Annotated in this window: 25 protein-coding genes; 14 read left to right on the forward strand and 11 right to left on the reverse strand. The window is 67.7% G+C overall.

Annotation, left to right across the window (positions count from 1 at the left end; all coding sequences use genetic code 11):
• Window position 1: 1 nt before the first annotated feature.
• Window positions 2–577 carry an SET domain-containing protein gene (locus tag E5P2_RS27190; protein ID WP_162570193.1) on the reverse strand — a complete coding sequence of 192 codons (576 nt, stop codon included), beginning with the start codon at window positions 575–577 and terminating at the stop codon, window positions 2–4.
• Between the two features lie 85 nt (window positions 578–662).
• On the opposite strand from E5P2_RS27190, the gene E5P2_RS27195 reads away from it, so the two are divergent.
• Entirely contained in the window at window positions 663–3,611 is a 2,949-nt protein-coding gene (locus E5P2_RS27195; protein WP_162570194.1) for a DNA topoisomerase III, read from the forward strand.
• Window positions 3,612–3,625: 14 nt separating this feature from the next.
• A complete protein-coding gene (locus E5P2_RS27200; RefSeq protein ID WP_174262703.1) occupies window positions 3,626–3,799 on the forward strand; it encodes a hypothetical protein in 174 nt (57 codons plus the stop codon).
• Here the strand turns inward: E5P2_RS27200 and E5P2_RS27205 are convergent, their stop codons facing one another.
• Window positions 3,800–4,681: a gamma-glutamyl-gamma-aminobutyrate hydrolase family protein gene (locus E5P2_RS27205; protein ID WP_162570684.1), complete on the reverse strand. Its 882-nt coding sequence runs from the start codon at window positions 4,679–4,681 to the stop codon at window positions 3,800–3,802.
• Window positions 4,682–4,854: 173 nt separating this feature from the next.
• On the opposite strand from E5P2_RS27205, the gene E5P2_RS27210 reads away from it, so the two are divergent.
• Window positions 4,855–5,910: a sugar phosphate isomerase/epimerase family protein gene (locus E5P2_RS27210; RefSeq protein ID WP_162570195.1), complete on the forward strand. Its 1,056-nt coding sequence runs from the start codon at window positions 4,855–4,857 to the stop codon at window positions 5,908–5,910.
• A gap of 116 nt (window positions 5,911–6,026) precedes the next feature.
• Here the strand turns inward: E5P2_RS27210 and E5P2_RS27215 are convergent, their stop codons facing one another.
• Window positions 6,027–7,127: a S1C family serine protease gene (locus E5P2_RS27215; RefSeq protein ID WP_232080866.1), complete on the reverse strand. Its 1,101-nt coding sequence runs from the start codon at window positions 7,125–7,127 to the stop codon at window positions 6,027–6,029.
• 375 nt (window positions 7,128–7,502) lie between these two features.
• Between E5P2_RS27215 and E5P2_RS27220 the strand changes: the two genes are divergently transcribed.
• The 6 genes from E5P2_RS27220 (at window position 7,503) to E5P2_RS27245 (ending at window position 11,132) form a co-directional block, all read left to right on the forward strand.
• Entirely contained in the window at window positions 7,503–7,763 is a 261-nt protein-coding gene (locus tag E5P2_RS27220; protein ID WP_162570196.1) for a hypothetical protein, read from the forward strand.
• Window positions 7,764–7,811: 48 nt separating this feature from the next.
• On the forward strand, window positions 7,812–8,081 hold the full coding sequence (infA, locus tag E5P2_RS27225; protein ID WP_162570197.1) for a translation initiation factor IF-1: 270 nt from the start codon (window positions 7,812–7,814) through the stop codon (window positions 8,079–8,081).
• Window positions 8,082–8,092: 11 nt separating this feature from the next.
• Window positions 8,093–9,496, forward strand: a complete 1,404-nt coding sequence (dbpA, locus tag E5P2_RS27230; RefSeq protein ID WP_162570198.1) for an ATP-dependent RNA helicase DbpA — start codon at window positions 8,093–8,095, stop codon at window positions 9,494–9,496.
• Between the two features lie 35 nt (window positions 9,497–9,531).
• Entirely contained in the window at window positions 9,532–9,702 is a 171-nt protein-coding gene (locus E5P2_RS27235; RefSeq protein WP_174259910.1) for a hypothetical protein, read from the forward strand.
• An 82-nt stretch (window positions 9,703–9,784) separates the two neighbouring features.
• Complete coding sequence (locus E5P2_RS27240) at window positions 9,785–10,126, forward strand: hypothetical protein (protein ID WP_162570199.1); 342 nt, start codon at window positions 9,785–9,787, stop codon at window positions 10,124–10,126.
• Between the two features lie 94 nt (window positions 10,127–10,220).
• Window positions 10,221–11,132 carry a c-type cytochrome gene (locus E5P2_RS27245; protein WP_162570200.1) on the forward strand — a complete coding sequence of 304 codons (912 nt, stop codon included), beginning with the start codon at window positions 10,221–10,223 and terminating at the stop codon, window positions 11,130–11,132.
• Between the two features lie 10 nt (window positions 11,133–11,142).
• Here E5P2_RS27245 and E5P2_RS27250 read toward each other — a convergent pair whose 3' ends face one another.
• Both E5P2_RS27250 and E5P2_RS27255 read right to left on the reverse strand, forming a co-directional pair.
• The gene (locus tag E5P2_RS27250; protein ID WP_162570201.1) at window positions 11,143–12,117 is read right to left on the reverse strand and encodes a tripartite tricarboxylate transporter substrate-binding protein; all 975 of its coding nucleotides are present in this window, start codon (window positions 12,115–12,117) and stop codon (window positions 11,143–11,145) included.
• A 68-nt stretch (window positions 12,118–12,185) separates the two neighbouring features.
• The gene (locus E5P2_RS27255; protein ID WP_162570202.1) at window positions 12,186–13,385 is read right to left on the reverse strand and encodes a M20 aminoacylase family protein; all 1,200 of its coding nucleotides are present in this window, start codon (window positions 13,383–13,385) and stop codon (window positions 12,186–12,188) included.
• 101 nt (window positions 13,386–13,486) lie between these two features.
• On the opposite strand from E5P2_RS27255, the gene E5P2_RS27260 reads away from it, so the two are divergent.
• Complete coding sequence (locus E5P2_RS27260; RefSeq protein WP_162570203.1) at window positions 13,487–13,702, forward strand: hypothetical protein; 216 nt, start codon at window positions 13,487–13,489, stop codon at window positions 13,700–13,702.
• A gap of 18 nt (window positions 13,703–13,720) precedes the next feature.
• Here E5P2_RS27260 and E5P2_RS27265 read toward each other — a convergent pair whose 3' ends face one another.
• The 4 genes from E5P2_RS27265 to E5P2_RS27280 form a co-directional block, all read right to left on the reverse strand.
• Complete coding sequence (locus E5P2_RS27265; RefSeq protein WP_162570204.1) at window positions 13,721–14,032, reverse strand: plasmid stabilization protein; 312 nt, start codon at window positions 14,030–14,032, stop codon at window positions 13,721–13,723.
• A 108-nt stretch (window positions 14,033–14,140) separates the two neighbouring features.
• Window positions 14,141–15,955 (reverse strand): IlvD/Edd family dehydratase, encoded by a 1,815-nt coding sequence (locus tag E5P2_RS27270; RefSeq protein ID WP_162570205.1) that lies wholly within the window; start codon window positions 15,953–15,955, stop codon window positions 14,141–14,143.
• Between the two features lie 5 nt (window positions 15,956–15,960).
• Complete coding sequence (gene denD, locus E5P2_RS27275) at window positions 15,961–16,980, reverse strand: D-erythronate dehydrogenase (protein ID WP_162570206.1); 1,020 nt, start codon at window positions 16,978–16,980, stop codon at window positions 15,961–15,963.
• On the reverse strand, window positions 16,977–17,828 hold the full coding sequence (locus E5P2_RS27280; protein WP_332107570.1) for a FadR/GntR family transcriptional regulator: 852 nt from the start codon (window positions 17,826–17,828) through the stop codon (window positions 16,977–16,979). Before E5P2_RS27280 ends, denD begins: the two co-directional genes overlap by 4 nt.
• 141 nt (window positions 17,829–17,969) lie before the next feature.
• Here E5P2_RS27280 and E5P2_RS27285 point away from each other — a divergent pair, with 141 nt between their 5' ends.
• The 4 genes from E5P2_RS27285 to E5P2_RS27300 are packed head-to-tail and all read left to right on the forward strand — an operon-like array spanning window position 17,970 to window position 22,214.
• Complete coding sequence (locus tag E5P2_RS27285; RefSeq protein ID WP_162570207.1) at window positions 17,970–19,043, forward strand: ABC transporter ATP-binding protein; 1,074 nt, start codon at window positions 17,970–17,972, stop codon at window positions 19,041–19,043.
• A 37-nt stretch (window positions 19,044–19,080) separates the two neighbouring features.
• Window positions 19,081–20,412 carry an ABC transporter substrate-binding protein gene (locus tag E5P2_RS27290; protein ID WP_162570208.1) on the forward strand — a complete coding sequence of 444 codons (1,332 nt, stop codon included), beginning with the start codon at window positions 19,081–19,083 and terminating at the stop codon, window positions 20,410–20,412.
• An 18-nt stretch (window positions 20,413–20,430) separates the two neighbouring features.
• Complete coding sequence (locus tag E5P2_RS27295) at window positions 20,431–21,342, forward strand: carbohydrate ABC transporter permease (RefSeq protein ID WP_162570209.1); 912 nt, start codon at window positions 20,431–20,433, stop codon at window positions 21,340–21,342.
• Window positions 21,339–22,214, forward strand: coding sequence for a carbohydrate ABC transporter permease (locus E5P2_RS27300; protein ID WP_162570210.1), 876 nt, complete (start codon window positions 21,339–21,341; stop codon window positions 22,212–22,214). Before E5P2_RS27295 ends, E5P2_RS27300 begins: the two co-directional genes overlap by 4 nt.
• A gap of 10 nt (window positions 22,215–22,224) precedes the next feature.
• On the opposite strand, the gene E5P2_RS27305 is transcribed toward E5P2_RS27300, so the two are convergent.
• Complete coding sequence (locus E5P2_RS27305; RefSeq protein ID WP_162570211.1) at window positions 22,225–24,255, reverse strand: AsmA family protein; 2,031 nt, start codon at window positions 24,253–24,255, stop codon at window positions 22,225–22,227.
• An 8-nt stretch (window positions 24,256–24,263) separates the two neighbouring features.
• Entirely contained in the window at window positions 24,264–25,565 is a 1,302-nt protein-coding gene (locus E5P2_RS27310) for an NRAMP family divalent metal transporter (protein ID WP_232080867.1), read from the reverse strand.
• Between the last annotated feature and the right edge of the window lie 53 nt (window positions 25,566–25,618).

The raw sequence follows: 25,618 nt of genomic DNA on the forward strand, positions 1-25,618 counted from the left end.
TTCAGTCCTTGCCGGCTTTCGCGCCCTTGTTCTTCTTCGCGTCGCCGCCCTTGCCGTTCTTTCCGGCCTTGGCCTTGGCCTTTTTCTTCTTGCTCTTCTTCTTGTCGTCGGACTTGGGCGCCAGCAGCGTGCCGCGGCAGAGCTTCGATCCGCACCAGCAGGGGAATTCGGCCTTGAGCTTCTTGGTGTAGGGCTCGTCGATGATCAGGCCGTAGTCGTAGCTGAGCTCTTCGCCGGCCGGTATGTTGCGCAGCGCCTTGATGAAGACGCGGCCGTCCGTCTCGTCGGCTTCGCAGTTGGGTTCGCAGGAATGATTGATCCAGCGCGCCGCATTGCCGTTGACGACAGCATCGATCACGCGCCCGTCATCGATGTGGAAGTAGAACGTATGGTTGGGCTGCGAAGGATCGTGCGGATGGCGGCGCAAGGCCTCCTTCCACGTGATGATCTCGCCCTTGTATTCGATCAGCGTCTCGCCCTCCGCAATATCCTGCACGGCGAACACGCCGTTGCCGTGGACGGCCGAGCGCCGCGTCTGGATGCGGCGACCGCCGGAAACGAGAGATTTGGAAGGCATCGCCGAAGTCTGTTAGTTTGAATATGTACGCATGCGCGTGCGCGCACGCACGCGAGAAGCGCCAGATTGTAAGGATGACTTGTTGATGAAGACTTTGGTAATTGCAGAGAAGCCGTCGGTGGCCCAGGACATCGTCCGCGCGCTCACGCCCGTGGCCGGCAAGTTCGACAAGCATGAGGAGCATTTCGAGAACGACCGCTACGTCGTCACGAGCGCAGTCGGCCACCTGGTCGAGATCCAGGCGCCCGAGGAATTCGACGTCAAGCGCGGCAAGTGGAGCTTTGCCAACCTGCCGGTGATTCCGCCGCGCTTTGACCTGAAGCCGGTCGACAAGACCAAGACCCGCCTCAATGCGGTGGTGAAGCAGGCCAAGCGCAAGGACGTGACCCAGCTCGTCAACGCCTGCGACGCGGGCCGCGAGGGTGAGCTGATCTTCCGCCTGATCGAGCAGTACGCCGGCGGCAAGGCGCCGCTGGGCAAGCCGGTCAAGCGGCTCTGGCTGCAGTCGATGACGCCGCAGGCGATCCGCGACGGCTTCGACCAGCTGCGCACCGAGCAGCAGATGCAGGGCCTGGCCGACGCCGCCCGTTCGCGTTCCGAGGCCGACTGGCTGGTCGGCATCAACGGCACGCGCGCCATGACGGCGTTCAACTCGCGCGACGGCGGTTTTTTCCTCACCACCGTCGGCCGCGTCCAGACGCCGACGCTGTCGGTGGTGGTCGAGCGCGAGGAGAAGATCCGCAAGTTCGTCAGCCGCGACTACTGGGAAGTACATGGCAGCTTCCTGGCCGAGGCCGGCGAATACCCTGGCAAATGGTTCGAGCCGGCCTGGAAGAAGCCGCCGCCCGGCCCCGACGGCGTGCCCGATCCCGAGCAGCGCGCCGACCGCGTCTGGAACCAGCGCGAGGCGCTCGCGATCGCCGAGGCCGCGCGCGGCAAGCTGGCCAGCGTCACCGAGGAGAGCAAGCCCACCACGCAAGCCTCGCCGTTGCTGTTCGACCTGACCTCGCTGCAGCGCGAGGCCAACGGCCGCTTCGGCTTCAGCGCCAAGACCACGCTCGCGCTGGCGCAGAGCCTGTACGAACGCCACAAGGCGCTGACCTATCCGCGGACCGACTCGCGCGCGCTGCCCGAGGACTACCTGCCCGTGGTCAAGGACACGATGGGCATGCTCGCCCACAGCGGCATGAAGCACCTCGCGCCCTTCGCGCAGCAGGCGATCGACGGCAACTACGTCAAGCCGTCCAAGCGCATCTTCGACAACGCCAAGGTCAGCGATCACTTTGCGATCATCCCGACGCTGCAGGCGCCGAGCGGCCTCTCGGATGCCGAGCAGCGGCTCTACGATTTCGTGGTGCGCCGCTTCCTGTCGGTGTTCTTCCCGAGCGCCGAATACCAGGTGACCACGCGCATCAGCACGGTCGAACACGCCGGCAGAAAGTACCCGTTCCGCACCGACGGCAAGGTGCTGGTCAAGCCGGGCTGGCTCGCGATCTACGGCAAGGAAGCCCAGGATGACGAGAAGGAAGACGACAAGGACGGCAAGCGCCTGGTGCCGGTCAAGCCCGGCGAAATGGTGAAGGTCGAGTCGGTCGAGCCCAAGGGCCTGAAGACCCGGCCGCCCGCGCGCTATTCCGAAGCCACGCTGCTGGGCGCGATGGAAGGCGCGGGCAAGACCATCGACGACGACGAACTGCGCGAGGCGATGCAGGAGAAGGGCCTCGGCACCCCGGCCACGCGCGCCGCCACGATCGAAGGGCTGATCGCCGAGAAATACATGCTGCGCGAAGGCCGCGAGCTGATCCCGACCGCCAAGGCCTTCCAGCTCATGACCCTGCTGCGCGGCCTCGGCGTCGAGGAGCTCTCCAAGGCCGAGCTCACCGGCGAATGGGAATACAAGCTGGCGCAGATGGAACACGGCAAGCTCAGCCGCGACGCCTTCATGCGCGAGATCGCCGAGATGACGCAGCACATCGTCAAGAAGGCCAAGGAGTACGACCGCGACACTGTGCCGGGCGACTACGCGACGCTGTCGACGCCCTGCCCCAACTGCGGCGGCGTGGTGAAGGAGAACTACCGCCGCTACACCTGCACCGGCAAGCCGGGCCAGGAGCCGTGCGGCTTTTCCTTCGGCAAGTCGCCCGCCGGCCGCACCTTCGAAGTGGCCGAGGCCGAAGCGCTGCTGCGCGACAAGCACATCGGCCCGCTCGAAGGCTTTCGCTCGAAGGCAGGCTGGCCCTTCACGTCCGAGATCATCCTCAAGTTCGACGAGGAAGCGAAGAACTGGAAGCTCGAGTTCGACTTCGGGGACGACAAGAATGCCGAGACCGGCGAGATCGTCGACTTCAGCGGCCAGCAATCGCTGGGGCCGTGTCCCAAGTGCGGCGCGCGCGTCTTCGAATACGGCAGCAACTACGTCTGCGAGAAGTCGGTGCCGACGGTCGAACAGCCGACGCCGAGCTGCGATTTCAAGACCGGCAAGATCATCCTGCAGCAGCCGGTGGAACGCGCGCAGGTCGAGAAGCTGCTCGCCACCGGCAAGACCGACCTGCTCGACAAGTTCGTCTCGATGCGCACGCGCCGCGCGTTCAAGGCCTTCCTCGCCTGGAACAAGGACGAGGGCAAGGTGACTTTCGAATTCGAGCCCCGCACCAGCAAGTTCCCGCCGCGCAAGACCTTCACCAAGGCAGCACCCACGGCTGCCGCGAAGAAGACTGCAGCGCCCGTCGCCAAGGCTGCGAAAGCCGCACCGGCGAAGAAGGCCGCGGCCAAGAAAGCCGCTGCGCCCAAAGCGCCGCGCAAGCCCGGCGCCGGCCTGAAGCCGAGCGACGCACTGGCCGCGGTGATCGGCGCGGAACCCGTGGCGCGCACCGAGGTCATCAAGAAGCTGTGGGACTACATCAAGGCCCACGGACTTCAGGATAAGGTGAACAAACGTGCCATCAATGCCGACGCCAAGCTCAAGCCGGTCTTCGGCAAGGACCAGGTGACGATGTTCGAGCTCGCGGGTATCGTGGGCAAGCATCTCGGTTGAACAAGGGACATTCCATGAAGACGCTCATTGCACTGTTGTTCGCGACGACGCTGTGCGCGCTCGCCGGCTGCGCATCGCGCGGCGTCGGCGCCAGCGACGGCGACCGCGCCGCCACGACGACCGGTGGCAGCGGCATCACCGTGTTCGGCACGGTGGATGCGGCGGTCAGCGGGACGCGCAACCGCTGATCAGCGCATCAGCAGCGCCTGCTTGAGCATCCGCGCCGCGCGGTTGCGGATGCGGCCGGGCGCGCTGCGCAAGGTCGACTTGGGACTGACCTTCGCGGTCGCGCAGGCCCACAGGAAATCCTGCAGGATCGCCGTGTCGTCGACGGTGTCGGTGCTGCCGAACTTGTGGAACTCCGGATGCCATTGCGTCGCCGCGATGTAGCTGCGGCCGCGCTCGGGCCTGCGGCGGATCGCCTCGGGCACGCGGTCGGGCAGGCTCCAGGCCTCGACCTCGAAGCCGGGTGCCAGGTCCTTCACGCCCTGGTGATGGATGCTGTTGACGCGCGCCGTGTCGATGCCGGGATAGAGTTTGGACAGGCGCGAGCCGGGTGTGATGCCGATCTCGTGGAAGTTCTGGTCGTAGGTCACCGGATCGCGGTGCCGCAGCCCGTCCGGATGCTGCGCCTCGATGTCCTGGTAGAGCGTGCCGCCGAAGGCCACGTTGATGAGCTGCAGCCCGCGGCAGACGCCGAAGATGGGCTTGCCTGCCTGCTCGAAGGCCTCGACCAGCGCGAGGTCGTAGAGGTCGCGGATGCGGTCGCCGACCCATGCGTCCTTCAGCGGCACCTCGCCGTAGCTGCCGGGCCAGACGTCGGCGCCGCCGTGCATCACCACGCCGTCGAGCCACTCCGCGTAGTGCGACAGCTTGGTGTCGCCGCGCGCCGTTTCGCCGGTCGGGCAGGGCACCATCACCACCATCGCGCCGGCCGACATCAGCCAGTGCGTGATCGACTGCTCGACGTACTGCAAGGTCTTGTTGGTGAACAGCGAACGCGCGGGGTCGGCATGGGAGAAGCAGGCGGACAGCCCGATCTTCAGACGACCGGAAACGGTTTGTGACATCGCATTCAGCGCCGCGTGCGGCACGCAGCCCTTGGTTGACGGAACGATCATTGTGCTGCGTTCCGATAGCCCCCGCAGGCCCCGAGGCCCCGACGGCACGTCGGACGGTGCCGTACGTGACTATGATTTTGGAAGCCGCCATACGGGCAACGCTTTCACCGAGGAGACGACACATGAAGACCATCCAGGGTCCGGCCATCTTTCTGGCCCAGTTCGTGGGCGACGCCGCACCCTTCGATTCGCTCGACGCGATCGCGGGATGGGCTTCGAAGCTCGGCTACAAGGGCGTGCAGATACCCAGCTGGGACGCGCGCCTGTTCGACCTGAAGAAGGCCGCCGCGAGCAAGACCTATTGCGACGAAGTGAAAGGCACGCTGGCGCAGCACGGGCTCGAGATCACCGAGCTGTCGACCCACCTGCAGGGCCAGCTCGTCGCCGTGCATCCGGCCTACGACGCGGGCTTCGACGGCTTTGCCGCGCCCGAGGTCCGCAACGATCCGGTCCGGCGACAGCAGTGGGCGGTCGAGCAGCTGCATTTCGCGGCGCAGGCTTCGGCGCATCTCGGCCTCACGGCGCACGCGACCTTCTCGGGTGCGCTGGCCTGGCCCTATCTCTATTCGTGGCCGCCGCGTCCGCCGGGCCTGATCGAGGAAGCCTTCGACGAGCTCGCGCGCCGATGGAAACCGATCCTCGACGCCTTCGACGAGGCCGGCGTCGACGTCTGCTACGAGATCCATCCGGGCGAGGACCTGCACGACGGCGTGACCTACGAGATGTTCCTCGAGCGCGTGGGCCAGCATCCGCGCGCCTGCCTGCTGTACGACCCGAGCCACTTCGTGCTGCAGCAGCTCAACTACCTCGACTACATCGACCACTACCACGAGCGCATCAAGATCTTCCACGTGAAGGACGCGGAGTTCAATCCGACCGGCAAGCAGGGCGTGTACGGCGGCTTCCAGCCATGGCTCGACCGGGCCGGGCGCTTCCGCTCGCTCGGCGACGGGCAGGTCGACTTCGGCGCCATCTTCTCGAAGCTGGCCGCCTATGACTTTCCCGGCTGGGCGGTGCTTGAATGGGAATGCTGCCTGAAGCATCCGGAGGACGGTGCGCGCGAGGGCGCCGAATTCATCGCGCGGCACATCATCCGCGTGGCCGACCGCGCCTTCGACGACTTCGCCGGCGGCAACGCCGACGCCGCGGCCAATCGAAAGATGCTGGGCATCGGATAGCCCCGCCCCGGCGCGAGCCAGAAACACCGCGGATCCGGCTCAGCCGGTCCGCCGGTGTTGCCCCCGGCAGGGGGTTGGCGAAGCGACACGAAGTGCGCGCGGCCTGGGGGCGAGCCCTAAATGCTTTCAGGCTTTCGCAGCGTCTGCATGCGGTCGATCGCGTGGACCTTGATCTTGCGAACCTCCGAGCCCTGGCGCACCGTGAGCACCACATCGCTCTCGGGCGCCGGCCGCTTCCACAGCTGCTTGTAGAAGGCCTCGAGGGTGCGGACCTCGACACCGTCGATCTCCAGCACCACGTCACCGGGCTGCAGGCCGGCCGCCAGCGCGGGGCCCGAGCGATCGACACGCACGATCTCGACCTGCCCGTCGTGTTCCGATGAAGAGATGCCGAGCCACGGCCGCACGCTCGCGCGCGTCGTGCCCGTGGCCTGCATCTCGGCGAGCACCGGACGCAGCAACTGCACCGGCACGAACATGTTGCCCGGCGGCCCATGATCGGGGCCGCCCGTCTCCATCACGAACAGGCTGCCGATGCCGAGCAGTTCGCCATTGCGATTGAAGAGCGCCGCGCCGCTGTGGTTGATCACCGGCGGGCTGGTGAAGAGCGCGGTGTCGATGTAGTACTCCCAGTAACCGGAGAAGGGCCGCGTCGCGACCAGCCGCGTGAACGCGACCTCGGTGCCGCTGCTGCTGCCGGTCGCGACCAGGAGCGGCTCGCCGGCCTTCACCGAGCCGACACCGGCGAACGGCACCGGCTCGATGCCGCGCAGCGGCACCAGCGGCCGCACGAGGCCGAAGCCGGTGGCGAGGTCGTAGGCGACCTCGCGTGCCGGCAGGACATGGTCGTCCTGCGTGACGATCTCGATCGTCTCGGCCTCGAGCAGCAGGTAGCCGATGGTGAGGATCAGTCCGTCGGGGCCGATCACCACACCCGATCCGACGCGCTCCCGGCCCAGGCTGTCGGCGGACCTCGCGCCGCCGATCGCGGCCACGCGCAGCGCCACGACCGCATCGCCGGCGCGCTGGAGCGCCTGGACTTGCGCGCTGCCGGGTCGGCCATCGGACCGGGAGACGAGGGTGGCGGCCAGCAGGCCCGGGAAGGCGAAGAACAGCAGGACGCCGGCGATCAGCAACCGGCCCCCCCATCGTGCGGCGCGCAGGGCCACAGGCCCGGACGGCGGCATGAACCGAACCGGCGATCCGTGAATTTCCATGGCAGCGCTCCTGGGAACGATGGTGCCGCCATGGTGCGCCGCGAGCGAGCGGCTCGCAAGCCCGTGCCGCGCACCATAAACAGCAACACTCGTGCCAGATCGGCTAGAATGCAGGGTTCGTTTCGATATCACGACGAAGCACGTTTCGTCATCGCGCCGGCTGACCTGGAATCTCCAGGCCTTCACTCACAAGCCGGCCCTCACAGTGTGTTGGTGCGCCAGACCGGGCGCCCATGATTGCCACCACTGCCTTCGTACTTGTTGAAGCGAACAGCGCGCTGTCCGCTCCGGTGGGCGCCATTTCCGGCCGGCCTGCGCTTTTGTTTTTTCAATTATCTTCAGCGCTGTCGCGGCGTCGCGGCACGCAAGGCTTTCATGGACATCATTCAACACAGCATCGCGGTGGGCAAGTACCTTGTCTCGCCGCTCGTCAAGGATCTGGACGACGGCCGCTTCGCGGCTTCGGTCTCGATCCGCTCCGGGCACGGCAGCGGCACGCACGATCGCGTGATGCGCTTCACGCCGCGCTTCGCCAACCAGGCCGCCGCCATCCGCTACGCCCTCGACCAGGGACTGGCCTGGGTGCGCGAACGCACCCTGCCCCGCGGCACGGCGATCCCCTGCGCGGCCTGCTGAAGCGGCCCCACAGTTTCAACCCATCACGACCATCATTCAGAGGACCACATGCCCAAGGAAGAACTGATCGAAATGAACGGCGCAGTGACCGAAGTGCTGCCCGACTCCCGCTACCGCGTGACCCTGGACAACGGTCACCAGCTCATCGCCTACAGCGGCGGCAAGATGCGCAAACACCACATCCGCATCCTGGCCGGCGACAAGGTGTCGCTGGAGCTGTCGCCCTATGACCTGACCAAGGGCCGCATCACCTTCCGTCACCTGGAACGCCGCGGCCCACCGCCGGTCAACTCCAACAACAACGCGCCGCGCCGCTGATCGACGCCCGCGTGACCCCCACAGGATCCGCCGCCGACTTCGCTTCGCTGCCGCTCACGCCGCAGACGCTGGCGAACCTGACGCAGCTCGGCTATCTGCAGATGACGCCGATTCAGGCGGCCAGCCTGCCGGTGGCGCTGCTCGGCCGTGACCTGATCGCGCAGGCCAAGACCGGCAGCGGCAAGACCGCCGCCTTCGCGCTGGCGCTGCTCGCCAACCTCAACCCGCGCCGCTTCGCCATCCAGTCGATGGTGCTGTGCCCGACGCGCGAACTGGCCGACCAGGTGACGACGGAAATCCGCCGCCTGGCCCGCGCCGAAGAAAACATCAAGGTGGTCACGCTTTGCGGCGGCGTCGCCTTGCGCGGGCAGCTCGCGAGCCTCGAGCACGGCGCCCACGTCGTGGTCGGCACGCCGGGCCGCATCATGGACCACCTCGAACGCTGCAGCCTGAAACTCGAAGCCCTCAACACGCTGGTGCTCGACGAAGCCGACCGCATGCTCGACATGGGCTTCTTCGACGACATCGCCAAGGTCGCCCGCCAGTGCCCGAAGGAACGCCAGACGCTGCTGTTCTCGGCCACCTACCCCGAAGGCATCGCCAAGCTCAGCGCGCAGTTCATGAAGAGCCCGCAGCAGATCACGGTGCAGGTGCAGCACGAGGAAGGCAAGATCCGCCAGCGCTGGTACGAGGTGAAGGACAGCGAACGGCTGCACGCCGTGAGCCTGCTGCTCAACCACTTCCGCCCGGCCAGCACGCTGGCCTTCTGCAACACCAAGCAGCAGTGCCGCGACCTGGTCCAGGTGCTGCAGGCCCAGGGCTTCAGCGCGCTGGCGCTGTTCGGCGAGCTGGAGCAGCGCGAGCGCGACCAGGTCCTGGTGCAGTTCGCCAATCGCAGCTGTTCGGTGCTGGTCGCCACCGACGTCGCAGCGCGCGGCCTCGACATCGCGCAGCTCGAAGCGGTGATCAACGTCGACGTGACGCCCGATGCCGAGATCCACATCCACCGCATCGGCCGCACCGGACGCGGCGATGCCGAAGGCCTGGCATTGAGCCTCGCCGGCATGGACGAGATGGGCAGCGTCGGAAAGATCGAGCAGCTGCAGGGCCGCGAGTCCGAATGGCATCCGCTGGCCGAACTCACCGCCGATGCCCAAGGCCCGCTGCGGCCACCGATGGCCACGCTGCAGATCGTTGGCGGCCGCAAGGAGAAGATCCGCGCCGGCGACGTGCTGGGCGCGCTCACCGGCGAGGCCGGCTTCGCCAAGGAGCAGGTCGGCAAGATCAACGTCAACGAGTTCTCCACCTACGTGGCGGTCGACCGGCGCATCGCGCGCGAGGCCGCGCACAGACTTTCCACCGGCCGCGTCAAGGGCAAGACCGTGAAGGTACGGCTGCTCGACGATGTGGCCTAATCACGTCCTTCGATTTCTTTTTATCCGAGCGTCCCATGCCCAAGAAAATCCGCACCGAGGCCGATCGCCTGGCCACCCCCAAGCCCGTTCCGCAACCCGGCTACAACGTCCCCAAGTCGGGCGGCGGCCAGAAGGTCAGCCTGGAGCGCGGCACCGCGACCCGCAGCAAGAAGAACCCCGGCAAGCGGGCCAAGAAGGGCGGTTGAGCGGGCTGCGCCTTCTCGGCGCGCCGCCGACTCCGAAAACGCGCCCCCCGGGCGCGTTTTTCATTGGAAGCTCACGCCCCCCATGTCCGACGACTACCAGATCGACATCCCGCCTTCGTTCTTCGCGGTCTACACCGACGCGCGGCAGCGCCTTGCCGAGCCGATCGCCGTCGTGCGCGCGCGCTACGAGGTGTGCGAGGACCTTGCCAATCACCTGGTACAGCAGGCGCAACTGCTGCATCACGTCGAGGTGCCCTCGGAAGACGAGATCCTGCGGCGCATCCACGCCGGCCTCTGCACGCCCGACGCGGGCGTCCCGGCGGGCGAGGCCGAATGGATCGTGCGACGGCTGGCCGAGCTGCTGAACTGGAACTGTCCGCCGCTCGGCGATTCCGGCGATTCCCCCGAGCCCGACACGCCCTAGTCACGGCCGGCCGGACGCCGGCGCCGCCGCGTGCACTCCCCGCGCGGGCCCGAAAGTGATTCAATGCGGCAAATTCGCCGGAGAAGGAGACCGCATGACAACCACAAGTTCCCGCCGCTGGCTGCGGCGCACCGTGATCGGGCTCGCGCTGCTGATCGCGCTCGCAGCGTTGGCCCTCTTCGCCGGCGACCAGCTGGCGCGCCACAGAATGCAGCGCAAGGTCGAGGTCCCGGTGACGGCGGTCGCCTTCCGCGACGACGCCGCGGCGCTCGAACGCGGCCGCTATCTCTTTGCCTCGCGCGGCTGCGTCGACTGTCATGGTGCGCAGGGCAACGGCCGCCTGTTTCTCGACGACGGCAAGGGCATGCGCATCGCGGGACCCAACATCAGTCCCGGCCCCGGCAGCGCGGTCGCCGCCTATGGCCCAGCGGACTGGGAGCGCACCATCCGCCACGGCGTGACCCCGCAAGGCCGGGCGCTGATGGTGATGCCGAGCGAGGACTACAACCGCCTCACCGATGACGACCTCGCTTCGCTGGTCGCCTACCTGCGTCACCTCGCGCCGGCCGAGGGCGGCCCTGCGGTGGTCGACCTGCCCCTGCCCGTGCGTGCCCTCTATGGCTTCGGCGTGATCCAGGACGCCGCCGCCAAGATCGACCACACGCGCCCGCCCGAGCAGCCCGTGGCCGACGACATCAGCGTGGCCCATGGCGCCTACGTCGCCAACATGTGCCTCGGCTGCCATGGCCCCAGGCTCGAAGGCGGCAAGATACCCGGCGGCCCGCCCGACTGGCCGCCGGCCGCCAGGCTCTCGCCCGGCGAAGGCAGCGTGATGGCGCGCTACGCCGATGCCGACACCTTCGCGCGTCTTTTCAAGACCGGCCTGCGGCCGGACGGCAGCGCGGTCCAGGTGATGCCCTTCGGCTCGCTGCGCGAGATGAACGACACCGACGTGCGCGCGCTCCACCTCTACCTGAAGAGCCTCGCGCCGAGCAAGCCGGGCTGAGCGCCGGCGCTCAATCGATCCTCGCGCCCGAGGCCTTGACCACCGCACCCATCGCGCGCCAGTCGGCTGCCAGCAGATGCTGGAACGCAGGCGCATCGGAGCTGCGCGGCTCGATGCCCAGGCGCAGGAAGCGGTCCTTCATCGCCGGATCGGCCAGCACCTTGTCGACCGCGGCGTTGAGCCGGTCGACCTCCGCCTTCGGCGTGCCTGCGGGCGCGAGCAGGCCGATCCACGAATCGAATTCGTAGCCCGGCAGGCCGCTCTCGGCCACCGTCGGCAGGTTCGGCAGGAAGGGGCTGCGCAGCCTGCCGGTCGAGGCCAGCGGCTTGATGCGGGCATCGTTCTGCAGGCCCATCACGCCGATGCTCGACGAGGTCACCGCCTGCACGCGGCCGGCCAGCAATTCGGTGATCGCCTCGCCGGTCGACTTGGTCGGGATGTGCGTCATCTCGAGCCCGGCCTGGGCGAGGAACGAGGCCATCGCCAGGTGCGTGGCGCTGCCGTTGCCGGCCGATGCGTAGTTGTACTTGCCCGGATGCGCCTTCACCTCGCGGATGAACTCGGCGATGTTGGACACGTTGAGTGCGCTCGACGCCACCACCACATAGCCCGCGTTGCCGAGGTTGGCGACGCCGACGAAATCCTTCAGCGGGTCGTAGGCGAGCTTGCTGTAGAGATAGCCCGCGATGTGATGGCTGGCCGCCGCCAGCAGCAGCGTGTTGCCATCGGGCGCCGCCTTGGCCACCAGCGCCGCACCCACCGAGCCGCCTGCGCCGGCCCGGTTCTCGACGATCACCGAGGCATTCAGCGCCGCGCCGAGTTCGCCGTTGAAGGCGCGCGCCACCGTGTCCTGCACGGCGCCGGTGCCGAAGGGCACGACGATGCGGATCACGCGTTGCTGTGCATGCACAGCGCCGGCCATGCCGAGCGCCATGCCGGACAGCGCGCCGAGGGCCAGGGAACGTCGAGAGAGGAGGCAGGACATCGTCGGGATCGCTTTCACGTCGGGGGAGAAGAAAGCCGCGGCGGCGCGGCGCGGAACCCGTCGAGCTCTCAGCCGCCGGCCGGCAGCCAGCGCTCGACCAGCTTCACGAAGTAGCTGGCGCCGATCGGAATGATCTCGTCGTTGAAGTCGAAGGAGGTGTTGTGGATGATGCACGGCCCGGGTCCGTGGCCGTCCAGCCGGTGATCGCCGTCGCCGTTGCCGAGGAAGGCATAGCAGCCCGGCCGCGCCAGCAGCATGTGGGCGAAGTCCTCCGCGCCCATCACGGCCGGGAAGTCGTCGGTGACCATGTCCTCGCCCACCACCTCGCGCATCACACCCGCCGCGAAGCGCGCCTCGGCCGCGTGGTTGACCACCGGCGGCGAGGCGCGCACGAAGCTCACCTCGGCCGTGCATTCGTGCGCGTCGGCGATGCCCTGGGCCAGCGTGTGCAGCCGTTCCTCGATGCGGTCCAGCGCCGCGATCGAGAAGGTGCGCACCGTGCCGCCGACCGTCGCCGTGTCGGGGATCACGTTGGGCGCGTCCGAACCCTGCAGCTGCGTCACCGCGAGCAGCGCGCGCTCGGTGCTCGCGATGGTGCGCGGCACGATGGTCTGCAGCGCTTGCGCCAGCGCGATCACGGCAGCCACCGGATCGATGCCGGTGTGCGGCATCGACGCATGCGTGCCGCGGCCGCGCAGCGTGATGCGGTAGGTGTTGCTCGAGGCCATGAGCGCACCCTCGTTGAGCGCGAAGCGGCCGACATCGCCGACCGGAAAGTTGTGCAGCGCGAACACCGCGTCGCAGGGAAAGCGGTCGAACAGGCCATCCTGGATCATCTTCTTCGCGCCGGCCTTGCCCATCTCCTCGGCCGGCTGGAAGATGAAATTGACCGTGCCGTCGAAGCGCGCGCCCTTCTGCGCAAGGTGCCAGGCCGCGGCCAGCAGCATGGTGGTGTGGCCGTCATGGCCGCAGGCATGCATGCGACCGGCATTCGTCGACCGGTGCGCGAACTGGTTGGCTTCGTCGAGCGGCAGCGCATCCATGTCGGCGCGCAGGCCGATGCTGCGCGTGCCCGTGCCGCGGCGCAGCACGCCGACCAGCCCGGTGCCGGCGATGCCGCGGTGCACCTCGATGCCCCACTCGGTCAGCAGCCTGGCGACCTTCTCGGAGGTTCGATGTTCTTCGAAGCCCAGTTCGGGATGCGCATGGATGTCGCGACGGATGTCGACGAAGCGGCTCACGTCCGCGAAGGAATCGGCGATGTTCATGAAGACCGATTCTGAACCAGCCCGCCCGTCTTCGCGCAATGACTGGCCCGATCGGGCCGCTCGGCCTACGATGGCATCTCACGACCTGCCGGAGTGCCACCATGAGCAATGAGCTGCGCAACAAACTGCACGAGTTGCAGGAACTGTCGAACAACGCGCCCGATCCACAGACGCGCGCAATCATCGAGGCGCTTCGGCTTCAGACCGCGATCCTGAACGAGCGCCTGTTCCGCATCGAGCTGCAGATGGCCGGTCTCGCCAAGCGCCAGAGCGGATCCGGCGCGATCCCCGAACCCAGCGAATCCGCGGTCGCCTGATCGCCGCCGGGCCGGCGCTCAGCGCGCCCGCTCGGCGTTGCGCTTGCGCGTGGCCGCGGCCTTCTTCGCCGAGGCCGAGCGCTCGGCCGCGCTGCGCGATGCGGACGCCTCGCCGCCCAGGCGTCCGCCCTTGTGGGCCGGCGCATGGTTCTCGGCCTTGCCGCGGCCGGAGCCGCTCTTCTTGCCGCCGCCGGTCTCGGCATTCACCGTCGCCCACGCACGTCGCGCGGCCTCGCCCTTGGCGACGCCGCGCTTCTCGTAGCCTTGCTCGATGTGCTGCGCCTCGCGCTTCTGCTTGTCCGAGTAGGACGATTTGTCACCTCTTGGCATGGTCGCTCCTTTCAGCGTTGGAGCGATGCATGCTGCGCGCTGCTGCCGTGTGGCGAGTAGGAAGGCGCAGGCCCTGCGCGTCGGAACGCGCTGGCGCGCGCCTTGGTCCTAGTGGTTGTCGCGCGGAATCCCGAAGGTCGCATGCACCTTCTGATACTTCACCGCCGGCTTGAGCACCATGCCCCCCGACAGCTCATCAACGATCCCGCGCTGGATCTCCTGCCATGGCGTCTGGCTCGGCGGATACGCATAGCCGCCCGCCGCCTCCAGCTTCGCACGGCGCTTGGCAAGTTCTTCGTCGGACACCAGCATGTTCGCCGTGCGCTTCTTCAGGTCGATGCGCACGCGGTCGCCGGTGCGCAGCAACGCCAGGCCGCCACCGGTCGCCGCTTCGGGTGAGGCGTTGAGAATCGAGGGCGAGCCCGAAGTACCCGACTGCCGGCCGTCGCCGATGCAGGGCAGCGCGGTGATGCCCTTCTTGAGCAGGTAGTCGGGCGCGCGCATGTTGACCACCTCGGCCGCGCCCGGATAGCCCACCGGCCCGACACCGCGCATGCACAGGATGCTGTGGGCATCGATCTTCATCTTCGGATCGTCGATGCGCCGGTGGTAGTCCTCGGGGCCGTCGAACACGATGGCCGTGCCTTCGAAGGCCATCGGGTCGGCCGGGTTCTCGAGATAGCGCGCATGGAATTCCGGCGTGATGACGCTGGTCTTCATGATCGCGGAGTCGAACAGGTTGCCCTTGAGGTTGAGGAAGCCCGCGTTCTTCTTCATCGGCTTCGCGTAGGGGAAGATCACCTGGCGGTCGCTGGTGAAACGGCCTTCGCAGTTCTCGATCAGGGTCTTGCCGTTGACGGTCAGCGCGGGCTGGATCTTGCCCTGCGCGATCAGCTCGGCCACCACGGCGGGCACGCCGCCGGCGCGGTAGTAGTCCTCGCCGAGGTACTCGCCGGCCGGCTGCAGGTTGACGATCAGCGGGATCTTGTAGCCGTGCTTTTCCCAATCGGCGGTCGTGAGTTCGACGCCGATGTGGCGCGCGATCGCGTTCAGGTGCACCGGCGCATTGGTCGAGCCGCCGAGCGCCGAGTTGACGACGATCGCGTTCTCGAACGCGGCGCGCGTGAGGATGTCCGAGGGCTTGAGGTTCTCGCGCACCATCTCGACGATGCGCTTGCCGGTCATGTATGCCATCTCCTGGCGGTCGCGGTAGGGCGCGGGAATGGCCGCGCTGCCGGGCAGCGTCATGCCCAGCGCCTCGGCCAGCGAGTTCATCGTCGACGCCGTGCCCATCGTGTTGCAGTGGCCGGTCGACGGCGCCGACGACGCGACCAGCTTGAGAAAGCCCTTCTCGTCGATCTCGCCGGCGGCCATCATCTCGCGCGCCTTCCAGACGATGGTGCCGGAGCCGGTGCGCTCGCCCTGGTGCCAGCCGTTGAGCATCGGCCCGGCATTGAGCGCGATGGCCGGGATGTCGACCGTGGCCGCGGCCATCAGCTGGGCCGGCGTGGTCTTGTCGCAGCCGGTGGTCAGCACCACGCCGTCGATCGGATAGCCGTACAGCACCTCGACCAGCGACAGGTATTGCAGGTTGCGGTCGAGCGAGGCGGTCGGCCGCTTGCAGGTTTCCTGGATCGGATGGATCGGGAACTCGAAGGCGATGCCGCCCGCATCGCGGATGCCTTCGCGCACGCGCTCGGCCAGCACCAGGTGATGGCGGTTGCAGGGTGCGATGTCCGAACCCGTCTGCGCAATGCCGATCATCGGCCGGCCGGACTGCAGCTCGTCGAAGCCGAGGCCGAAGTTCATCGTGCGCTCGAGGTAGAGCGCCGTCATGTCGGCATTGGCCGGATTGTCGAACCAGGCCTGGGAGCGCAGCGCGAACTTCTTCTTTTTCGATGGGGTCGGTGGGGTGGATTTCATGGTGTTCAGCGGTTCATGCCCTGGAGGGTCTCGTTCGCGTTCGGCAGCGCGGCGCAATCATCGATGTACTGGCGCACGATGTCGGCGAAATTGTCGTGCGGCCGCAGGCCCAGGCGCGCGGCGCGCTCGGCGGTGGCACCGCGCGGCCAGTTGGCGACGATGCCGGCGATGCGCTCGTCGCGCTCGAAGCGCACGCGTGCGCGCACGGCCGGGCCGGCCACTTCCTCCAGCGCGTCGAGCATGTCGCTGATGCGCACGTTGAGCGCCGGCAGGTTGAGCGCCAGCCGGCCGCCGAAGGCCTCGCGGCTGGTTTCGTAGACGGCGATCAGGCCATCGACCGTGTGTGAGGGCGAAGTCATCGGATGCGAGACGTCGGCCGACACCGGGCAGATCGATTCGACCCCGGCCAGCGGCTCGCGGATGATGCCGCTGAAGAAGGAGGACGCCGCGCCGTTCGGCTTGCCGGGCCGCACCGTGACCGTCATCAGCCGCGCGGCGCGGCCGTCGATGTAGCCCTTGCGCGTGTAGTCGGCGATCAGGTGTTCGCAGATCAGCTTCTGCACGCCGTAGGACGTCTGCGGTGCCGGCAGCGTGTCGTCGGCCACCAGCGCCGGCATCGGCACGGCCGGGTCGGGCCCGAACACCGCCACCGAACTCGAGAACACCAGCCGTGCCACCGGGCCGCCGGCGTTCACGTGGGCGCGCAGCGCGTCGAGCAGTGCGCGCGTGCTGTCCAGGTTGGAGCGCAGGCCGAGATTGAAGTCGGCCTCGCATTCGCCCGAGACGGCGGCGGCGAGATGGAACACGCCGTCGAAGGATTCGGCGCGCAGGGCATCCGTCTGCATCAGCAGCGGACCGGTGCGGGCTTCGACCCGCGCATCGGCCACGAGGTCGGCCGGCGGCGGCGCGATGTCCGTCAGCACCATGCGCTCGATGCGCTGACCGTCCAGGGTGCCGCGGCGCAGCAGCGTGCGCGCGAGGCGCGCGCCGAGGAAACCGCCGCCGCCCGTGATCATCAGTTTCATGGAGATTCCTTCGTGGCTTTCGTTGTCTTTCGCAAAGAGGGCGAGGGCACGCCAGCGCGCTGGGCCCGGACCGCCGCCTTGCGGCGCCGGCCGTCGATGATGCCGCCTTCGACCAGCCGCTGTTCGCCGCGGATCAGGTGTTCGGTGGCGCGCCGCCGCGCGGCCGCCGGATCGCGCGCGGCGATGGCCTCGAAGATGGCGCGGTGCTCGGACTGCACGGCTTCCATGAAGTCGCGCCGCCGCGCCTCGTTGCCGCGCGTGATGCGCATGCCCTCGCGCAGGTACTGCTCCAGGAAGCCGAGCAAGAGCCGGAACTGCGGATTGCCGGTGGCCTCGCCGATCACGCGGTGGAAGGCCAGGTCCTCGGCCACGCCGTCCTGGCCGGCCGCGGCGGCGGCATCGATGGCCTTGAGCGCGCGCCGCAGTGCCGCGATCTGCGCGCGGCTCGCGCGCTCGGCCGCCAGCGCGGCGATCTCGCCTTCGAGCACGCGGCGCACCTCGACCACATGGACCACCGCCTGCACCGAGGACAGCACCGCCGGATCGAAGGCCAGCGCCTGATGGGCCGGCGGCTCGGCCACGAACACGCCCGAACCCTGGCGCGACTGCACCAGCGCCTTCGACTTGAGCTGGTGCACCGCCTCGCGCACCACGGTGCGCGAGACGCCGTGCGCCAGCGCCAGCTCGCGCTCGGTCGGCAGGCGGTCGCCGGGCGCGAGCGCGCCCGATTCGATTTGCGCGCACCAGTGCGCTGCCAGCCGGTCCGACAGCCGATCGACGATCAGCTTGAGGGGCTGGGAGGGGGTGGTTCTCGGTGCGGCGGGGGGAAAAGCGAGGGCGGTTATCAGGTTATCGTACCAATTTGCAAGGACCGGTTCCTAACGGTTTGCCCTGATGCGCGCTCGGATTGCCGTGCCAATACTGCGCGCTGGCGATGCGGGTTCCTCCGCACCGCGGCGCCGACGCGCGAACTTTCAGGACTCCAGTGCATGGCCAGTGTCACGATCCAGGCAGTCAAGAAGAACTTCGGTGATGTCCCGATCCTCCATGGCGTGGACATCGACATCCGCGACGGCTCCTTCACCGTGCTGGTCGGGCCGTCGGGCTGCGGCAAGTCGACGCTGCTGCGCATGATCGCGGGGCTGGAGCAGATCAACGGCGGCGAGATCCGCATCGGCGACAAGCGCGTCAACGACCTGCCGCCGAAGGAGCGCGACATCGCGATGGTGTTCCAGAACTACGCGCTCTATCCGCACATGACCGTACGCGACAACATGGCCTTCGCGCTCGCGCTGGCGAAGATGGACAAGACGGCCATCGATGCCAAGGTCAAGCAGGCGGCCGAGATCCTGGCGCTGATGCCGCTGCTCGACCGCTACCCGCGCCAGCTCTCGGGCGGCCAGCGCCAGCGCGTCGCGATGGGCCGCGCGATCGTGCGCGATCCGCAGGTCTTCCTGTTCGACGAGCCGCTGTCCAACCTCGACGCCAAGCTGCGCGTGGCGATGCGCAGCGAGATCAAGGAGCTGCACCAGCGGCTGAAGACCACCTCGATCTACGTCACGCACGACCAGATCGAGGCCATGACCATGGGCGACAAGATCGTCGTCATGCGCGACGGCCGCATCGAGCAGACCGGCAGTCCGCTGGAGCTCTACGACCATCCGGCCAACCAGTTCGTGGCCGGCTTCATCGGCTCGCCGGCGATGAACTTCCTGCCCGGCATCCTGCGGCGCGGCGCGGGCGCGGCGCGCGTGGAGCTGCCCGACGGCACGCAGCTCGATGCGCCGCTCGCGGCCGGCGGCGCCGATGGGCAGCCTGTCGTCTACGGCACGCGGCCCGAGCATCTGACGCTCGCCGACGGCGGCGGCATTGCGTCGCAGGTGGTGGTGATGGAGCCGACCGGCATGGACACCTTCGTCGCCTGCCGCCATGAAGGCACCGAGCTCTCGGCCGTGTTCCGCGAACGCCACGACTTCGCGCCCGGCACCACGATCCATCTGCAACCCGATCTTCAGAGAGCGCATCTTTTCGACGCCAGCACTGGTCAGCTTCTGGTGGCTTGAGTTTCACCCTGGTCCCGTCAACAACAAGGAGACATGAATGAGTGACTTCAGCAACAACCGCCGCAGCATCCTCAAGGCCACGGCCGGCGCGGCGGCGGCCTCGCTCGGCGTCGGCAGCATGGTGTTCTCGCCGCTCGCGAACGCGCAGACGATGAGCTTCAAACCCGAGAAGGGCGCCAAGCTGCGCGTACTGCGCTGGAGCCGCTTCGTGCAGGGCGACATCGATGCCTACATGGCGAACGTCAAGAAGTTCAGCGAGACCACCGGCATCGAGGTGCGCGTCGACAACGAAGGCTGGGAAGACGTGCGACCCAAGGCGGCCGTGGCGGCCAACACCGGCGCCGGGCCCGACATCATCCTGTCGACCAACGACGACGCCGACCTGTACCCCGACAAGCTGCTCGACGTCACCGACCTGGCCGACTACCTCGGCAGGAAATACGGCGGCTGGTACCCGGCCGGCGAAGCCTTCATGCGGCCCGACGGCAAGAAATGGATCGGCCTGCCGCTCGGCGCCTCGGGCTCGCTGATCGTGTACCGCGAAAGCATGGTCAAGGCCGCGGGCTTCGACACCTTTCCCAAGAATACCGACGACTTCCTCAAGCTCTACAAGGCATTGAAAGACAAGGGCACGCCGGGCGGCATGGCGCTCGGCAACGCGACCGGCGACAGCACCTGGACCAACTGGCTGATCTGGGCCTTCGGCGGCAAGCTGGTGGACAAGAGCAACAAGGTGGTGATCGACAGCCCCGAGACGCTGAAGGCGCTGGAGTACGGCAAGGAGCTGTATGCCAACTTCATTCCGGGCACGCTGTCGTGGCTCGATCCGAACAACAACAAGGCTTTTCTCGACGGCCAGATCAGCGTGACCAACAACGGCATCTCGATCTACTACGCGGCCAAGAACTCGCCCGATCCGAAGCTCAAGGAAATGGCCGCCGACATCAACCACGCGGTGTTTCCGATCGGGCCGGTGGGCGTGCCGACCGAATCGCATCTGTTCTTCAACCAGATGATCATGAAGTACACCAAGTACCCGCAGGCCTCGAAGGAGTTCCTGCGCTTCATGATGGAGAAGCCGCAGTTCGACGCCTGGCTCGAAGGCGGCGGCGGCTACGTCGCGCAGCCGCTGCGCGCCTACGAGGCCAATCCGGTCTGGACCGCCGATCCGAAGAACACGCCCTACCGCGATTCGGTCAAGAACCTGCGCCCGGGCGGCTACGACGGCAAGCTCGGCTATGCATCGGCCGGCGCAGCGGCGGACTTCATCATTCCCAACATGGTGGCCGAGGCAGCGAGCGGCGCCAAGACGCCGAAGGAAGCCGCGGAACGCGCGCAGAAACGCGCCGAGCGCTACTACAAGGTCTGAGGCCGCAGCCCCGCATCGATGACCACGCGACTCACCCGGCTGCAGAACAGCCGCGGCGGCCTCAGCTTCCTGTTCATGCTGCCGGCCGCGGCGCTGCTGCTGCTGTTCCTGACCTATCCGCTCGGCCTGGGCACCTGGCTCGGCTTCACCGACACCAAGGTCGGACGCAGCGGCGAGTGGATCGGCCTCGAGAACTACGAGTACCTGTGGGGCGATGCGGTCACGCGGCTGGCGCTCTTCAACACGCTCTTCTACACGGCGGTGGCGAGCGTGTTCAAGTTCCTGCTCGGCCTCTGGCTGGCGGTGCTGCTGAACAAGAACATCCGCTTCAAGACCTTCTTTCGCGCCGTCATCCTGCTGCCCTACATCGTGCCGACCGCGCTGTCGGCGATCGCCTTCTGGTGGATCTACGACTCGCAGTTCTCGATCATCAGCTGGGCGCTGGTGAAGATGGGCCTGATCGACCAGTACATCGACTTCCTCGGCGATCCGTGGAACGCGCGCTTCGCCGTCATCGCGGCCAACGTGTGGCGCGGCGTGCCCTTCGTCGCGATCACGCTCCTGGCCGGGCTGCAGACCATCTCGCCGAGCTACTACGAGGCCTCGGCCATCGACGGCGCATCGCCCTGGCAGCAGTTCCGCCACGTCACGCTGCCATTGCTGACGCCGATCATCGCGGTGGTGATGACCTTCTCGGTGCTGTTCACCTTCACCGACTTCCAGCTGATCTACGTCATCACCCGCGGCGGCCCGCTCAATGCGACGCACCTGATGGCGACGCTGTCCTTCCAGCGCGCGATCTCGGGCGGCGCACTCGGCGAGGGCGCGGCCATCGCGATCGCGATGGTGCCCTTCCTGCTGGCCTGCGTGATGTTCAGTTTCTTCGGCTTGCAGCGCCGCGCATGGCAACAGGGGGGATCCGATAAATGAGCAAGCCCGGCCAGATCGATGTCGTCGGGATGAGCTACCTCGACTCGGTGCCGCGCAAGGCGGTGACGGTCTACCTGCCGCTGCTGGTGTTCCTGATCGTGCTGCTGTTCCCGTTCTACTGGATGGCGATCACCTCGGTGAAGCCGGATGCGGAGCTGCTCTCGCGCGAAGGCAATCCGTTCTGGGTCATCGGCCCGACGCTCGCGCACTTCCACAAGCTGCTGTTCGAGACCGAGTACCCGCAGTGGCTGTGGAACACGGTGCTGGTGTCGGTGGTGTCGACCTTCTTCTCGCTCGCGGCCTCGGTGCTGGCGGCCTATGCGATCGAGCGGCTGCGCTTCAACGGCTCGCGGCAGGTCGGCCTTGCGATCTTCCTGGCCTATCTGGTGCCGCCGTCGATCCTGTTCATTCCGCTGGCCAACGTGGTGTTCAACCTCGGCCTGTTCGATACGCGCTGGGCGCTGATCCTGACCTACCCGACCTTCCTGATCCCGTTCTCGACCTGGCTCCTGATGGGCTACTTCCGCTCGATCCCGGCCGAGCTCGAGGAGTGCGCGCTGATCGACGGCGCGAGCCGCTGGCAGGTGCTGGTGAAGATCGTGCTGCCGCTGGCCGTGCCGGGGCTGATCTCGGCCGGCATCTTCGCCTTCACGCTGTCGTGGAACGAGTTCATCTATGCGCTGACCTTCATCTCGTCTTCGGAGATCAAGACGCTGCCGGTGGGCGTGGTGACCGAGCTCGTGCAGGGCGACGTCTACCAGTGGGGACCGTTGATGGCCGGCGCGCTGCTGGGCTCGCTGCCGGTGGCCTTCATCTATTCCTTCTTCGTCGAGTACTACGTCTCGGGACTGACCGGCTCGGTCAAGGAGTGAGCGGCGGCGGCTATTTCTTTTTCTTCGCCGCCGCCCTCGCCTGCTTCTGCGCACCGCCGACCTGCCGCTCGACGGCGGCGCAGTTGGTGTTGACGCCGGGACCGGTCTCGATCAGCGGCAACAGCGCGGCGAACGGCGCCGCGGCCGCCAGTGCGAGCGCGCCGCCGGCCCGCGCGAGCAGCGGGCCTTTCTCGATCTGGAAGTCCGGCTTGCGGAAGCTGCCGTAAAGCCGCACCGGCGTGCGCAGCGAGAGGATGCCCACGCGCTTGGGCTTCGGCGCGATGGTGAAGTCGAAGCGCTCGCGCGCCAGGTCGAAAGTGCCGCTGCCCAGGATCTGGGTCTGCTCGGTATCGATCAGGAACAGCGACGACGTGCCCTGGCCGTCCTTGATGTCGAAGGCCATGCCGCCGCAGTTGACCTCGATCGTCTTGTCGCCGCCGACCAGCAGCTCGAGCACCTTGCCGCCGTTGAGCGAGCTCGCCGCGTCGAGCAGGTTGGAGATGCGCCCGCCGGCGATCGCGGCGGCGATGCGGCCATTGGATTTCGCGGCCGCGTCGGCGATCGAGTTGCCGGTGCCCTTGAGCTCGATCGTCGCGCCGACCGTGCCTGCGCCCTGCGCGATGGCTTCCTTGTCGGGCACCAGCCGGTCGACGCGAATGCCGCGGAAGTTCGCCTGCAGCTCGGACTTGAGCGTCGGCTCGCGCGCATCGAGCAGCACCTGCGAGGCGATGGTGCCGCCGGCGAAGCCGAAGTCCAGCGGCGTCAGCTTGAGGATCGAATCATGCAGATGCAGCGAGGCGTGGATGCTTTCCAGCGGCAGCGCGTTGGGCATCTCGAGCCGGGCCGCGTCGAGGCTGACGTCGGCATCGATCTTCTGCAGCCGGCTGCCGTCGAAGCTGCCTGCGGGCAGCAAATGATCGGGGTCGGTGGCCTGCTCGGTCGCCTTGGCCGCGGGACGGTTGCGGGTCTGGGCCTGCGAGGCGACGGGCTTGCCGCCGCTCTCCCTGGTCTGCACGCCGATCAGCGGGCCGAGGTCGGCGAGCTTGAGCAGCTTGCTGTGCAGGTCGGCCGTGAGCAGCGGACGCGGCGTCTTGTCGACATAGGTGCCATGGCCGGTGACGTCGGTCGCGCCGATCCTGCCGGCCAGGTCGTCCATGGTGTAGGTCTTGCCCTTGAGGATCAGGTGGCCCTGCAGTTCGTACGGCGGCGAGGCCGGCAGCGGCAGCAAGAGGAAGGGATAGAGGTTGGCCAGCGTGCGGCCCCGGATGCGCAGCTGCGTGTCGATGGCCGAGATGTTGTCGGCGTCGGCGATCGTGCCTTCGACATCGACGCGCGTCGTGCCCGCGACCAGGCTGCCCTTGAGCGGAAAGGGCACGCCCGACTCCTGGAAGCTGAGCACCTCGCCGGTGAGCGCCGTGCCCGAGAAGGCGGCGTCGTGGTATTTGCCTTTGAAGTCGTATTGCGTGGTGTAGCGGTCGTTGATCGGCTTGGCCTTGGCATCCTTCACCTGCGCCTGGGTGGCCGGGTCGAAGGTGCTGCCCTGGATGTCGATCGAGAAGGGCATGCCGTAGTCGATGTAGCGCAGACGGCCCTGGTCCACCGACAGCGTGCCGATGCGCAGCTTGCTCGGCGACTTGTCGGAAGGGTCGGAGAGGATCCAGTTCTTGCGGTCGTCCGGCTGCCGCTCGAACACGAGCTCGGGATGGGTGAGCGCGACGCGCGGGATCAGCACCTTGCCGGGCAGGTCGCGCAGCGAGACCGAGAACTCCAGCGTCTCGATCTGCGCCATCGCCTTCTCCTTCGACCAGGCCGCGTTGCCGAAGTAGACGTCGCGCATGCGGATGGTCGGCGTCAGCGTCCAGCCGAGCGTGACGTGCAGGTCGGAGATGCGGAAAGTGCGCTCGGTCTTCTGCGAGATGTAGCGCTCCAGCGGATGCCGGAACCAGTTCCAGTCGAACAGCAGCACGAGCAGCACGAGCGCGACCGCGACGCCGGTCCAGACCGGATGGCGTCGCGGGAAACCGGTCCATGCCCTGTTCATCGCGCGCCTCAGGCGATCGACACGATCAACAGCGACACCGACGCGGCCGCCATCGCCGCCGTGGCCAGCCAACCCGCGACCCGCCATTTGGCGGGCAGTACCATCTTGCCCATGACCTGGGTGCTGGTGGCGGCGATCATCACTGCCACCATCACCGGCACCGAGATCACCGCGTTGATCACCGCCGCCCAGTAGAGCGCCGAGATCGGATTCAACCCCGAGACACTGATGGCGAGCCCGACGACCATCGCCAACGCGAGGATGCCGTAGAAGCTGCGCGCCTTCGCCAGCGGCAGGTCGAGCCCCTTGCGCCAGTGGAAGTAGCTGGCCACCGCATTCGCCGCCGAGCCGGCCAGCACCGGCAGCGCCAGCATGCCGGTGCCGAGGATGCCGAGCGCGAACAGCACGAAGGCGGCGTCACCGGCGATCGGGCGCAGCGCCTCGGCCGCCTGCTTCGTGGTCTCGATGTGGGTCAGGCCGTGCGCGTGCAGCGTGGCGGCGGTCGCGGTGATCATGAAGAAGGCGATCAGGTTCGAGAAGCCCATGCCGATCGCCGTGTCCAGCCTGAGGCGCCGGAACTGGCGCCGCGCCTGCTCCGGCGCGATGCGCAGCGGATGGTCTTCCGGCACGCGGTTGATCTCCTCCACCTCCTGCGAGGCCTGCCAGAAGAAGAGGTAGGGACTGATGGTGGTGCCGAGGATGGCGACGATGGTGGTGACGTAGTCCCTGTTCCATTGAAAGGAAGGCGCGAAGGTGCCCTTCATCGCGGCCGCCCAGTCCACGTGCACCGAGAACACCACGCCCACATAGGCGAACAGCGAGAGCGTCAGCCACTTCAGGATGCGCACATAGCGCTCGTAGGGCAGGAACACCTGCAGCACCAGCGACAGCGCGCCGAAGCCCAGCGCGTATGCGCCCGCCGGCCCGGACGCCACCATCGCGGCCGAGTCGCCCATCGCGCTCAGGTCGGCGCCGAGGTTGATCACGTTGGCGACCAGCAGCAGCGTCACCAGCGAGGCCACCAGCCAGCGCGGACAGAAGCGCGCGAAGGTTTCGGTGAGGCCCTTGCCGGTCACGCGGCCGATGCGCGCGCTGGCGAGCTGGATGCCCATCATCAGCGGATAGGCGAGCAGCAGCGTCCAGCCGACGCCGTAGCCGAGTTGCGCGCCGGCCTGCGAGTAGGTCGCGATGCCGCTCGGGTCGTCGTCCGCCGCGCCGGTGATCAGGCCCGGCCCGAGCTGGGTCCACCAGCGTTGGCTGGCGGCGGGGACCGCGATGTCAGGCGTCGCGGGCAGGGGCGGATGGTTCACGAAGACTCCGTTCAATCGCGTACGGACCTTCGCCTGCGCGGCCGGCCCGGGCC

Origin of the sequence: Variovorax sp. SRS16 (genome assembly GCF_901827165.1) — a bacterium.
Lineage (GTDB): Bacteria > Pseudomonadota > Gammaproteobacteria > Burkholderiales > Burkholderiaceae_C > Variovorax.

Coding starts and splice junctions, on each gene's coding strand:
- E5P2_RS27190 (WP_162570193.1), bottom strand. CDS start 577: ATGCCTTCCAAATCTCTCGTTTCCGGCGGTCGCCGCATCCAGACGCGG.
- E5P2_RS27195 (WP_162570194.1), top strand. CDS start 663: ATGAAGACTTTGGTAATTGCAGAGAAGCCGTCGGTGGCCCAGGACATC.
- E5P2_RS27200 (WP_174262703.1), top strand. CDS start 3,626: ATGAAGACGCTCATTGCACTGTTGTTCGCGACGACGCTGTGCGCGCTC.
- E5P2_RS27205 (WP_162570684.1), bottom strand. CDS start 4,681: ATGTCACAAACCGTTTCCGGTCGTCTGAAGATCGGGCTGTCCGCCTGC.
- E5P2_RS27210 (WP_162570195.1), top strand. CDS start 4,855: ATGAAGACCATCCAGGGTCCGGCCATCTTTCTGGCCCAGTTCGTGGGC.
- E5P2_RS27215 (WP_232080866.1), bottom strand. CDS start 7,127: ATGGAAATTCACGGATCGCCGGTTCGGTTCATGCCGCCGTCCGGGCCT.
- E5P2_RS27220 (WP_162570196.1), top strand. CDS start 7,503: ATGGACATCATTCAACACAGCATCGCGGTGGGCAAGTACCTTGTCTCG.
- infA (WP_162570197.1), top strand. CDS start 7,812: ATGCCCAAGGAAGAACTGATCGAAATGAACGGCGCAGTGACCGAAGTG.
- E5P2_RS27235 (WP_174259910.1), top strand. CDS start 9,532: ATGCCCAAGAAAATCCGCACCGAGGCCGATCGCCTGGCCACCCCCAAG.
- E5P2_RS27240 (WP_162570199.1), top strand. CDS start 9,785: ATGTCCGACGACTACCAGATCGACATCCCGCCTTCGTTCTTCGCGGTC.
- E5P2_RS27245 (WP_162570200.1), top strand. CDS start 10,221: ATGACAACCACAAGTTCCCGCCGCTGGCTGCGGCGCACCGTGATCGGG.
- E5P2_RS27250 (WP_162570201.1), bottom strand. CDS start 12,117: ATGTCCTGCCTCCTCTCTCGACGTTCCCTGGCCCTCGGCGCGCTGTCC.
- E5P2_RS27255 (WP_162570202.1), bottom strand. CDS start 13,385: ATGAACATCGCCGATTCCTTCGCGGACGTGAGCCGCTTCGTCGACATC.
- E5P2_RS27260 (WP_162570203.1), top strand. CDS start 13,487: ATGAGCAATGAGCTGCGCAACAAACTGCACGAGTTGCAGGAACTGTCG.
- E5P2_RS27265 (WP_162570204.1), bottom strand. CDS start 14,032: ATGCCAAGAGGTGACAAATCGTCCTACTCGGACAAGCAGAAGCGCGAG.
- E5P2_RS27270 (WP_162570205.1), bottom strand. CDS start 15,955: ATGAAATCCACCCCACCGACCCCATCGAAAAAGAAGAAGTTCGCGCTG.
- denD (WP_162570206.1), bottom strand. CDS start 16,980: ATGAAACTGATGATCACGGGCGGCGGCGGTTTCCTCGGCGCGCGCCTC.
- E5P2_RS27285 (WP_162570207.1), top strand. CDS start 17,970: ATGGCCAGTGTCACGATCCAGGCAGTCAAGAAGAACTTCGGTGATGTC.
- E5P2_RS27290 (WP_162570208.1), top strand. CDS start 19,081: ATGAGTGACTTCAGCAACAACCGCCGCAGCATCCTCAAGGCCACGGCC.
- E5P2_RS27295 (WP_162570209.1), top strand. CDS start 20,431: ATGACCACGCGACTCACCCGGCTGCAGAACAGCCGCGGCGGCCTCAGC.
- E5P2_RS27300 (WP_162570210.1), top strand. CDS start 21,339: ATGAGCAAGCCCGGCCAGATCGATGTCGTCGGGATGAGCTACCTCGAC.
- E5P2_RS27305 (WP_162570211.1), bottom strand. CDS start 24,255: ATGAACAGGGCATGGACCGGTTTCCCGCGACGCCATCCGGTCTGGACC.